This window comes from Phenylobacterium sp. (genome assembly GCF_041920015.1).
Classification (GTDB): domain Bacteria; phylum Pseudomonadota; class Alphaproteobacteria; order Caulobacterales; family Caulobacteraceae; genus Phenylobacterium.
Genome location: NZ_JAYRST010000003.1, coordinates 84317 through 94351, shown reverse-complemented (window position 1 = coordinate 94351; position 10035 = coordinate 84317). Strand labels below are relative to the sequence as shown.

The window sequence follows — 10035 nt, the reverse complement described above, 5'->3', positions numbered from 1 at the left end:
CTGGCCCTGGCCGTCGGCATCGTCATCATGCGGCCGCAACTGCAGATGCCGGCGATCACGCCGTTCGCGGCCGGCGGCGGGCCGGTCTGGTCGGGCTCGCTGTTCCCGTTCCTGTTCATCACCATCGCCTGCGGCGCCGTCTCGGGCTTTCACGCCCTGATCTCGTCGGGCACCACGCCCAAGCTGATCGCCAGCGAGGGCGACGCCCGCTTCATCGGCTATGGCGGCATGCTGATGGAGAGCTTCGTGGCGATCATGGCGATCATCGCCGCCTCGATTCTCGACCCCGGCGTCTATTTCACCATGAACAGCCCGGCCGCCGTGGTCGGGATGACGGCGGAGAGCGCCTCGGCCGCCGTCGGCGCCATGGGCCATCCGATCAGCGCCGCGCTGATCGAGCAGACCGCCCGGGACGTGGGCGAGACCACCATCATTTCGCGCGCCGGCGGGGCGCCGACCCTGGCCGTGGGCATGGCGCACATCTTCTCCCACGTGCTGGGCGGCAAGGCGATGATGGCCTTCTGGTACCACTTCGCCATCCTGTTCGAGGCGTTGTTCATCCTGACCGCCGTCGATGCAGGCACGCGGGCCGGACGCTTCATGTTGCAGGACCTGCTCGGAACCTTCGTTCCGAAGTTCAAGGACACATCGTCCTGGGCGGCCAACCTGACCGCGACCGGGCTTTGCGTGGCCGCCTGGGGCTATTTCCTGCATCAGGGCGTCACCGACCCGCTGGGCGGGGTGAACACGCTCTGGCCGCTGTTCGGCATCTCCAACCAGATGCTGGCGGCCGTCGCCCTGATTCTGGCCAGCGTGGTGATCTTCAAGATGAAGCGCCAGCGCTACGCCTTCGTCACCGTGCTTCCGGCCGCCTGGCTGTGCATCTGCACCTTGACGGCCGGTTTCCAGAAGCTCGCCTCGCCCGATCCGGCGATCGGCTTCCTGTCGCATGCGCGCAAGTACGGCGAGGCCCTGGCCGCGGGCCAGGTGCTGGCGCCGGCCAAGAGCATGGCCGACATGAGCAAGATCGTCTGGAACGACCGCATCGACGCGGCGCTGTGCGCGGTCTTCATCGCGGTGGTGGTCAGCATGATCGTGTTCGGCGTCATGGCCTGCCTGAAGGCCCTGCGGACGCCGGGCTGGACGGCGCGGGAGTTCAATCCCGACGCTGTGGCGGCGGAGTAGGGCGATGGCGAAAGCGTCCAACCCCTTCGCCGATCTGGCCCGCTGCCTCTGTGACGGGGCGCGGCTGATGGTCGGCGTGCCGAACTACGAGACCTATGTGGCGCACATGGCCGCCACCCATCCGGGCCAAGCGCCGATGACGCGGGCCGAGTTCTTCCGCGACCGGCAGGATGCGCGCTATGGCGGCGGCAAGGGCGGGTTCCGCTGTTGCTGACGAGCGAAGGCCGGCGTCGCTGCCGGCCTTCGCCGATCTCCTCAAGATTCTAACGCGCCGCCAGGGCCGAGTTCGACGGAGCCTGGGCCATGGCGTAGGTGTCCAGGCTGGCCTTGGTCGTGGCCTTCACGCAGCGGGTGTAGGCGTGCAGCACCAGGGTTTCGTTGCGGGTCGCGCGGAAGCAGACCGAGCGCGCGGCCTTGGCCACGTCGGCCTCGATCTGGGCTTGAGACTTGCCGGCCAGGTCGACGCGAACGCCGCCGGCATGGGCGGGCGCGGCGCTCGACAGGGCGGCCGCGGCGGTCAGGGCAAGGGTGCGGATCATAGTTTGAGTTCCCGGAAAGGGGTTGGAGCCAACCACCTCCCGGCGTTTCCCATGGCGGCGGTTCAAATCAGGCCGACCGCTTCGCCTGTGCGTCTCCTGCCGGCTGAAGAGCGCCGCTTCAAGTGAAGATGTTGCGGCGCAGCAGCGCACCGACGGAATGCGGTCTCGATAGGCGCCGGCGCCTGATTTCCAGCCGCGCCATGGCCGTGGGCACGCGCTTTGCGGTGGACAAGTCCGCGAGCCCCGAAACGAAACACTTGCCAAGCAAGGGGCTTCACCATTGAGTAACCTTCGTTAACGTCGAGGTCCCATGTTGTTGTCCGCTCTCGCCGCCGCCGCCGTCATCGCTGGCGCCAATGCTGCGCCCCAGGCCCCGATCGAACAGGCCGTGGCCAAGGCGGTGATCGTCGATTGCCAGGTCAGCGGCGCGAATCTCACCGACTGCAAGGCGGTCGACGCCGACGGGGCCGACGCGGTCCAGGCCCAGAAGCTGGCCGAGCAGGTCGAGGTGCCCGAGGCCTTCGCCCTGGCCAATCCAGGCCGGGTGCTCATCAAAATGAAGCTGACCCCGTAAGGGCGGTTGACCCCAGGCCAGGTCCTGACGCCTTCTCGCGACGCAATCGGTCAGGGAGCGTCGCGGATGGACAAGCGGAAAATCGGCCAGTTCGAGGTCTCGGCCATCGGCCTGGGGTGCATGAACCTCTCGCACGCCTATGGCGCGCCGCCGCCCCGCGACCAAGCCGAGCGGGTGCTGAAGGGCGCGCTCGACGCCGGCTACACCTTGATGGACACCGCAGCCGTCTACGGCATGGGCCATAACGAGACCCTGGTGGGCGAGGTTCTGGGCGATCGCCGCCGGGACTATGTGCTGGCCTCGAAGGCCGGGCTGAGCAATGGCGACAAGCGCGAGGTGAACGGCTATCCGGCGGTGCTGAAGGCGACCTGCGAGGACAGCCTTCGCCGCCTAAAGACCGACGTGATCGACCTCTATTACCTGCATCGCTACGACAAGCGCGTGCCCATCGAGGACAGCGTCGGCGCCCTGGCCGAGCTGGTGCAGGAGGGCAAGGTGCGCGCCATCGGCCTTTCGGAGGTTTCGGCTCAGACCCTGCGCCGCGCGCATGCGGTGCATCCGATCACCGCTCTGCAGACCGAATATTCGCCCTGGACCCGCAATCCGGAGATCGCGGTGCTGGACGCCTGCCGTGAACTCGGGATCGCTTTCGTGGCGTTCAGCCCGGTGGCCCGCGGCTTCCTGGCCGGCCGGGTGACCGACCCGGATGCGTTGGACGAGGGCGACCTGCGCCGGGCCATGCCGCGGTTCCAGGGCGAGGCGTTCCAGGCCAATCTGAAGCTGCTGGAGGGCTTCAAGGCGCTGGCGAAAGAGGCCGGCTGCACCCCGGCCCAGCTCTGCCTGGCCTGGCTGCTGCAGAAGGACGAGATCATCGTGCCGATCCCCGGCACGACCAATCCGGACCACATGATCGAGAACGCCCGCGCGGCCGAGGTGCGCCTGTCTGCGGCGACCATGGCGGCGGTCGAGGCGCTGGTGAACCCGCAGACGGTCGCCGGCTCGCGCTATTCGCCGGCCCAGCATGCGGCGATCGACACCGAGGGCTGAGGCGCCGGTCCGGTCAGGATGCGGCGGTTTCGCCGAACAGTTGCTCGTGCTTGACGCAGATCGCCGGCCAGAGCCTTGCGGCCTCCGCCAGGTCGAGGCCGAATTCGCGCCGGAGGATCTCGACGAACTCGCGTTCCGTCGCGATCAGGCGGCTGCTCCTGCCGCCCGGCCGGATGTAGTTGAGCGTTCGGCCCACCAGGCTGACCACCTCGCCCTCGCCATGGCGGAAGGCGAGCGCCGTCTGGGTGAAGATCGAGTCCGGCGAATGGCTGAGCCAGCGACTGGTGGCGAGGAGCTGGTTCGGGTCGGCCGGGCGGTTCTGGAAGTCGTAATAGGCCGCCCCGCCGTGGGCGTGGTTGTGGAACCGCATCCAGCCCTCGTCTCCAAGGGTCTCGACACGGAAGTCGAACCCGCCGCGATGATAGGCGCCTGGCGTCATGGGAACGGGCTCGATCATGCCGTCGCCGAACCCGGTGTCGGCGAGGTAAGGCCTGTCGAGATCGACGCGCAGCAGCAGGTGGTTGCCAAGGGTGATGGCGCCGCGCTCGACCCGCAGCACCGCCCCGGCCATCTCCGTCACCTGGAAACCGATGGCGCGCAGCATGGCCGCCAGCAGGCCGTTCATCTCGTAGCACCAGCCGCCGCGCCCGCGCCGCACGATCTTGTCGTAGGCGGCGGCCGGATCGAGACCGGGCGGCGCGCCCAACAGCACGTCCAGGCTTTCATAGGGGATGGCGCGCAGGTGCCGACGGTGCAGCTCGGTCAGGGTCGCAAGGTCGACACGTGGGACGCCGGCGTATCCGATGCGGTCGAGATAGGCCTGGACGTCCATGCCGCTCATGACTTGGGCGGCTGCCCTGCGCCCTGGATCATCGCCACGATCTCGGGCCGGATGTTCTCGGCGCCCTTCTCCATCATGTGCGAGACGATGCGCGCGCCGACCGCAGCGCGCGTCTGGCTGGTGAACTCGCTCTTGTTGGCGCCGACCCACTCCATCGACGCGCGCCGGTTGACGTTGAGCTGCTGGAAGTGCGGGACGACATAGCGGGCGATCATCTCGTAGGAGCGCTTGGTGTCCTCCCAGCGCGCCCAGTTGTGCGCCATCAGCAGGAAGCAGCCGAAGCCGCCGCTTTCGTCGACCAGTTGCTGGAGGCGCTCGATCGCTTCGTCGGGCGTTCCCACCACCGCCTGGCCCAGGGCCAGATAGGCCTCGACCGGATCGCCGGAGAAGTTGTCGGGCACCATGGGCAGGTTGGCGATCTCGCGGAAGTAGTAGATCCACTTCTCCAGCCCGAAGCGAATCTGCTCGATCGCCTTGTCCTTGGTCTCGGCGATGTGCATCTGGCCGACCAGCCGCCAGCGGCTGCGGTCCATGGCCTGGCCGTGGGCGGCGGCCTGCTCCTCGGCGATGGCCCAATTGGCGGCGAGCGAGTTGAAGCCGGCGCTGGTGGTGGCGCCCAGCGACAGCAGCCCCGCGCCATGCTTGCCGGCCGCCCGCGCGCCGGTGGGCGAGACCTGGCTGGCGACCGCGATCTCCACCGACGGCCGCGAATAGGGCGCCATCTGCAGGCGGGCGTTGACCAGGCTGAACCAGTCGCTTTCGTGGGTGACGACCTCGCCGCGCATCAGCGGGACCAGAACGTCCAGCGCCTCGTCCATGCGGTCGCGCTGCTTGGCGACCGGAATGCCCATCATGAAGGCGTCCGAGACCAAGGCGCCTGGCCCGACGCCGAACATCACCCGTCCGCGGGTCATGTGATCGAGCTGGTTGATGCGGTCGGCCAGCATCATCGGGTGATGATAGGGCAGGGAGGCGACGCCGGTGCCCAGGCGGATGTGCTTGGTGCGCTCGGCCGCCGCGGCGATGAACACCTCGGGGCTGGCGATCAACTCGTAGGCGGCCGAATGGTGCTCGCCGATCCAGGCTTCCTCGTAGCCGAGCTGGTCCATCCACTGCACCAGCTCCAGGTCGCGCTGGATGGCCAGGGTGGGGTTCTCGTCGATCGGATGGAACGGCGCGATGAAGGCGCCGAAGCGCAGTTTGGTCCCGAGCATCTCACCACCTCCCACGGCGTCAGGCGGTCAGGCTAACGCCTGTTCCTCGGCCAGCGCCAGACTGACCCCCCGTCAACGCACGCCCGCCTGCGCAGCTTCCAGGAAACGCAGGACGGACAGCTCGAAGCCGCGCGGCGAGCGCGAGGGCTTCAAGGGCAAGGCGCCACGCTCATAGGCCTCCAGCACCAGCGGGTGGATGTAGGAGCCGCGGCAGACGGCCGCGGTGTTGCCCAGCAGGGCGGCGACCGCCTTGACGGTGGTGACGACGCGCCGCTTCGCCTCGGGCGCGCTCACCGGGCCGGGCGGTTCGACCAGCGCCCGGGCGGCCGCCAGGGTGCCGGCCCAGGTGCGGATGTCCTTGGCCGAGAACTGCTCGCCGACGGCCGCGCGGATGTAGGCGTTCACGTCGGAGGACTCGACCGGGTGGCGAACGCCGTCGGCGTCCAGGTACTGGAAGAGCCTCTGGCCCGGAATGTCCTGGCAGGCCTTGACGATCCGGGCCAGGCGGCGGTCGTGGAAGGCCGTGCGATGCAGCTTTCCCGACTTGCCGCGGAACTCGAACGTCGCGCCGGTCGTGGTGATGGCGGCGTGGCGGTCGCGCAGGGTGGTCAGGCCGAAGCTTTTGTTCGCCTTGGCGTATTCGTCGTTGCCGACACGGATCAGGGTCAGCTCCATCAGCCGCACCACCGCGGCCAGCACCTTCTCGCGCGAGACGCCCTTGCGCCGCAGGTCGGTCTCGACCCGTCGGCGCAGCCTGGGCAGGGCGCGGCCGAAGGCGATGGTGCGCTCGAACTTGGCGTGGTCCTGCGCCTGTCGCCAGGCGTCGTGATAGCGGTACTGCTTGCGACCGCGCGCGTCGCGGCCGGTGGCCTGGACGTGACCGTCGGGATCGGGGCAGATCCAGACCTCGGTCCAGGCCGGCGGGATGACCAGGGCGGCGATCCGCTCCAGCACGGCCCGGTCCTTGATCGGCCGGCCTCCAGCGTCGCGATAGCCCACGCCTTGCGGCGTCGAGATCCGGGCCAGCCCTGGATCGCCGTCGTTGACATAGGTGAGGCCCGGCGTGGCCGGGGCCTCGGCGTCGCGGGGCATGGAGCGCCTTTGGAGTTCGCGGCGAGACGTGGCAGGAAGCGCCACACAAACGGGGGCTCGCCGTCCCCGGTTCCGCCGAGGCTTCTCGTGAACTACCGCCACGCCTTCCACGCCGGCAATTTCGCCGATCTCGTCAAGCACGCCGCCCTGCTGCAGCTTCTGGAGCGCATGCAGGCCGATCCGCGGCCGCTGCAGGTGTTCGACACCCACGCCGGGCGGGGCCTCTACGACCTGAGCGGCGAGGAGGCCCAACGCTCGGGCGAGGCCGAGGAGGGCGTGATCCAGCTCATGCAGGCGCGCGATCTTCCTCCCGCGTTCGCCGGGCTGCGCAAGGCGGTCGCCCAGCTCAACGGCGGCGGGGAGACGGCGCTCTATCCGGGCTCGCCCATGCTGGTCGCCGGCGCGCTGCGCAAGGGCGACGCCTATCTCGGCTGCGAACTGCGGCCGCAGGAGCATTCGGCCCTCGGCGAGGCCCTGGTTGGCTGGTCCGCGGCGCGCACCGCCTGCGCGGACGGCTATGTCGAGGTTCCCAAGCGGATCGACACGGCCGCTCGCACCCTGGTCCTGATCGATCCGCCGTTCGAGAAGAGCGACGACTACGAGCGCTGCGTCCAGGCCCTGGCGAAGATCGCCCGCAAGTCGCCGCAGGCGGTGGTGATGATCTGGACGCCGCTCAAGGATCTGGAGACCTTCGACGCCTTCCTTCGCGAGGCCGAGGACGCCTATGGCCGACCGTTGCTGGCGGCCGAGGCGCGCATGCGCCCGCTGAGCGATCCGATGAAGATGAACGGCTGCGCCCTGGTGCTGGCCAATGCGCCGGATGGGTTCGAGGCGCCGCTCGGCGAGATCTGCGACTGGACTGTCTCGCGCCTCGGGCAGGGCGGCAAGGCGCAGGTCTGGACCGCCGGCTGATGGCCAAGCGGGCCTTCGACATTCTGGCGGCCTTGGCGGGCCTGATCCTGCTGTCGCCCTTGCTGGCTGGCATCGCCCTGGCGGTGCGGTTGGGCAGCCCGGGCCCGGCGCTGCACTGGTCCAGCCGGGTCGGGCGCTTCAATGCGATCTTCAAGATGCCGAAGTTCCGCACCATGCGGATCGGCGCGCCCAATGTCGCCACCCACCTGTTGCCCGACCCCGACGCCTGGATCACGCCGCTGGGGCGGTTCCTGCGCTGCAGCAGCCTTGACGAGTTGCCCCAGCTCTGGAGCGTGCTGACCGGCGACATGAGCCTGGTCGGGCCGCGACCGGCCCTGTTCAACCAGGATGACCTCGTCGCCCTGCGCACGGCGGCGGGCGTGGACGCCCTGCGCCCCGGCGTCACCGGCTGGGCGCAGATCAACGGCCGCGACGATCTCCCAGTGCCGGAGAAGGCCCGGCTGGACGCCGAATATCTCGCGCGGCAAGGTTTGCTGCTCGACCTGAAGATCATCCTGGTCACCCTCGTCGCCGCCTTTTCGGGCCGCGGCGTGAGGCATTGAGCCCAACCTGACCGCCCTTCGCGCGTTTCGCCCTTTCGGAGCCGACGCGTGGAGCAATCGACTGAACACAGGCCGTGGTTCGCACGGCGCAGGAAGACCCTCCTCTGGAGCGGCGGGACGCTGGCCGTTCTGGGCGGTGCGGCGCTCGCCCTGGCCGTCCTCGACTGGAACCTGCTGCGCGGCCCGATCGGCAGCCTCGCCTCGGCGCGCACCGGGCGGGAGGTGGCGATCACCGGCGACCTCGACGTTCGGCTGTTCAGCGCTGCGCCCAGCGCCTCGGTCCAGGGGCTGCGCATCGGCAATCCGGCCTGGGCCGGGCAGGGACGCCTGGCCGAGATCCCGCGGCTCGACGTCCAGATCGAGCTCTGGCCCCTGCTGCGCGGCAAGCTGATGATGCGCCGCCTGGCGCTGGAGCGGCCCGCCTTCGATCTGATCCGCGACGCCAAAGGGCGCGCCAACTGGTCGCTGTCGCGCAAGAGCACGGCGGGCGGGCCGCTGCGCCTGCCGCCGATCCGCGATTTCACCATTCGCGACGGGCGCCTGAAATTCACCGATGCAGGGCGGCGTCTCACCCTCGCCGCGACCTTGAACGCCGCCGAGCAGGCCGGCGGTTCGGATCGCGGCTTCACCCTGACTGGCCAAGGAGCGATCAAGGCCGCGCCCTTTCGGCTGGAGGTGCGCGGCGGGCCGTTGCTGAACCTTCAGCCGGACAAGCCCTATCGGTTCGACGCCGACGTCAGGGCCGGTTCCACGCAGATCCTCGCCAAGGGCGCGATCCTCAAGCCGTTCGACTTTGGCCAGATGGAAGCCCAGGTGAGCGCCAGCGGCGCGGACCTGGCCGATCTCTACGACCTGACCGGCGTGCCGTTCCCCAACTCGCCGCCCTACCGGCTGTCGGCCAAGCTGGCGCGCCAGCAGAAGCTGTGGCGGGCGGGCGGCATCGGCGGGCGGATCGGCGACAGCGACATGGCCGGCGAACTTTCCGTGGACGCCTCGGGCGCGCGGCCGTTCCTGAAGGCCGACCTTCGCTCGCGCAGCCTGGATTTCGACGACCTGGCCACCCTGTTCGGCGGCGCCCCGTCTCGGCGTGCGGGCGAGACCGCTTCCGAGGGCCAGAAGGCGACCGGCGCGCAACTGGCCGCCCAGCGGCGTTTCCTGCCCGACGCCAGGCTCGACCTGCGCCGCATCCGCGCCATCGACGCGGACGTGACCTATCGCGCCGCAGGCATCCGCGACGCCATGCTGCCGCTGCGGGCCGGATCGGTGCGGGTCAAGCTGGACAAGGGCCTGCTCACGGCCGACCCGCTGCGCTTCGACCTTCCGCAGGGCGCCATCGCCGGTCAGGTCCAACTGGACGGCCGCAAGGATACGCCGGTGACCAGCCTGGACCTGCGGCTCTCCAAGGCGCGGTTGGAGCAGCTCATCCCCATCCGTGGCGGCGGCGCTGCGCCCCTGACCGGCGGCCTGGTCGGACGCGCGAAGCTGAGCGGCGCCGGCGCCTCGGTGCGCGAAGCCGCCGCCCACGCCGACGGCCAGGTCCTGGTGGTCGTGCCCAGCGGCGAGATCCGCGCGGCCTTCGCCGAACTGCTGGGCGTCAATGTGGTGAGGGGGCTGGGCCTGCTGCTCGCCAAGGACCAGAGCAAGACCGACCTGCGTTGCGCCGTGGCGCACTTCCAGGCGCGGAACGGCGTCCTGACCGCCAACCGGATCATCTTCGACACCGAGCCGGTCCTGGGCGTCGGGGAGGGGCGGATCGACCTGCGTAGCGAGCAACTCGACCTGCGGATTTCAGGCCGCCCGAAGCGGCCGCAACTGATCCGGGTGCTGGCGCCGGTGACGGTGCAGGGGCCGATCGTCCAGCCGAAGATCGGCGTGGAGACCTCCAATGTCGTGGCCCAGGGCGGGATCGCCGCGGCGCTGGGGGCGCTGGTCTCGCCGCTGGCGGCGGTGCTGCCGTTCGTGGACCTGGGGGAGGCGGACGACGCGGCCTGCGGCGCTCTGATCGCCCAGGCCGGCCGCCAGGGCGCGCCGATCTCGGGACCAGCGCGCCGCTAGAGCATGCTCTAGG

The 10035-nt window shown here is 69.8% G+C and carries 11 protein-coding genes; 7 read left to right on the top strand and 4 right to left on the bottom strand.

All coding sequences use genetic code 11. The annotated features are described in order from the left end of the window. Both ACE3TL_RS01640 and ACE3TL_RS01635 read left to right on the top strand, forming a co-directional pair. Window positions 1-1185, top strand: a 1185-nt coding sequence (locus ACE3TL_RS01640; protein ID WP_374576920.1) for a carbon starvation CstA family protein, incomplete at its 5' end; no start/stop codon positions are given. A 4-nt stretch (window positions 1186-1189) separates the two neighbouring features. After that, on the top strand, window positions 1190-1399 hold the full coding sequence (locus ACE3TL_RS01635) for a YbdD/YjiX family protein (protein WP_374576919.1): 210 nt from the start codon (window positions 1190-1192) through the stop codon (window positions 1397-1399). A gap of 49 nt (window positions 1400-1448) precedes the next feature. Here the strand turns inward: ACE3TL_RS01635 and ACE3TL_RS01630 are convergent, their stop codons facing one another. Then, window positions 1449-1724, bottom strand: a complete 276-nt coding sequence (locus tag ACE3TL_RS01630) for a hypothetical protein (RefSeq protein ID WP_374576918.1) — start codon at window positions 1722-1724, stop codon at window positions 1449-1451. Window positions 1725-2034: 310 nt separating this feature from the next. Here ACE3TL_RS01630 and ACE3TL_RS01625 point away from each other — a divergent pair, with 310 nt between their 5' ends. Both ACE3TL_RS01625 and ACE3TL_RS01620 read left to right on the top strand, forming a co-directional pair. Beyond that, window positions 2035-2298, top strand: coding sequence for a hypothetical protein (locus ACE3TL_RS01625; RefSeq protein WP_374576917.1), 264 nt, complete (start codon window positions 2035-2037; stop codon window positions 2296-2298). 66 nt (window positions 2299-2364) lie between these two features. Next, entirely contained in the window at window positions 2365-3345 is a 981-nt protein-coding gene (locus ACE3TL_RS01620; protein ID WP_374576916.1) for an aldo/keto reductase, read from the top strand. A gap of 13 nt (window positions 3346-3358) precedes the next feature. Here the strand turns inward: ACE3TL_RS01620 and ACE3TL_RS01615 are convergent, their stop codons facing one another. The 3 genes from ACE3TL_RS01615 to ACE3TL_RS01605 all read right to left on the bottom strand — a co-directional run bounded on the left by ACE3TL_RS01615 (window position 3359) and on the right by ACE3TL_RS01605 (window position 6492). After that, entirely contained in the window at window positions 3359-4186 is an 828-nt protein-coding gene (locus ACE3TL_RS01615; RefSeq protein ID WP_374576915.1) for an arylamine N-acetyltransferase, read from the bottom strand. Then, on the bottom strand, window positions 4183-5400 hold the full coding sequence (locus tag ACE3TL_RS01610) for an LLM class flavin-dependent oxidoreductase (RefSeq protein WP_374576914.1): 1218 nt from the start codon (window positions 5398-5400) through the stop codon (window positions 4183-4185). Before ACE3TL_RS01610 ends, ACE3TL_RS01615 begins: the two co-directional genes overlap by 4 nt. 72 nt (window positions 5401-5472) lie before the next feature. Continuing rightward, on the bottom strand, window positions 5473-6492 hold the full coding sequence (locus tag ACE3TL_RS01605) for a DNA topoisomerase IB (RefSeq protein WP_374576913.1): 1020 nt from the start codon (window positions 6490-6492) through the stop codon (window positions 5473-5475). Window positions 6493-6579: 87 nt separating this feature from the next. Here ACE3TL_RS01605 and rlmJ point away from each other — a divergent pair, with 87 nt between their 5' ends. From rlmJ to ACE3TL_RS01590, 3 genes are read left to right on the top strand one after another with little or no spacing between them, the layout of a single operon-like run. Further along, window positions 6580-7404, top strand: coding sequence for a 23S rRNA (adenine(2030)-N(6))-methyltransferase RlmJ (gene rlmJ, locus ACE3TL_RS01600; RefSeq protein ID WP_374576912.1), 825 nt, complete (start codon window positions 6580-6582; stop codon window positions 7402-7404). Further along, complete coding sequence (locus ACE3TL_RS01595) at window positions 7404-7967, top strand: sugar transferase (protein WP_374576911.1); 564 nt, start codon at window positions 7404-7406, stop codon at window positions 7965-7967. Before rlmJ ends, ACE3TL_RS01595 begins: the two co-directional genes overlap by 1 nt. 48 nt (window positions 7968-8015) lie before the next feature. Then, window positions 8016-10022 carry an AsmA family protein gene (locus ACE3TL_RS01590; protein WP_374576910.1) on the top strand — a complete coding sequence of 669 codons (2007 nt, stop codon included), beginning with the start codon at window positions 8016-8018 and terminating at the stop codon, window positions 10020-10022. Window positions 10023-10035: the final 13 nt, after the last annotated feature.

Excerpts from the sequence above, each read along its gene's own strand:
- ACE3TL_RS01635 (WP_374576919.1), top strand. The coding sequence starts at position 1,190 with ATGGCGAAAGCGTCCAACCCCTTCGCCGATCTGGCCCGCTGCCTCTGT.
- ACE3TL_RS01630 (WP_374576918.1), bottom strand. The coding sequence starts at position 1,724 with ATGATCCGCACCCTTGCCCTGACCGCCGCGGCCGCCCTGTCGAGCGCC.
- ACE3TL_RS01625 (WP_374576917.1), top strand. The coding sequence starts at position 2,035 with ATGTTGTTGTCCGCTCTCGCCGCCGCCGCCGTCATCGCTGGCGCCAAT.
- ACE3TL_RS01620 (WP_374576916.1), top strand. The coding sequence starts at position 2,365 with ATGGACAAGCGGAAAATCGGCCAGTTCGAGGTCTCGGCCATCGGCCTG.
- ACE3TL_RS01615 (WP_374576915.1), bottom strand. The coding sequence starts at position 4,186 with ATGAGCGGCATGGACGTCCAGGCCTATCTCGACCGCATCGGATACGCC.
- ACE3TL_RS01610 (WP_374576914.1), bottom strand. The coding sequence starts at position 5,400 with ATGCTCGGGACCAAACTGCGCTTCGGCGCCTTCATCGCGCCGTTCCAT.
- ACE3TL_RS01605 (WP_374576913.1), bottom strand. The coding sequence starts at position 6,492 with ATGCCCCGCGACGCCGAGGCCCCGGCCACGCCGGGCCTCACCTATGTC.
- ACE3TL_RS01595 (WP_374576911.1), top strand. The coding sequence starts at position 7,404 with ATGGCCAAGCGGGCCTTCGACATTCTGGCGGCCTTGGCGGGCCTGATC.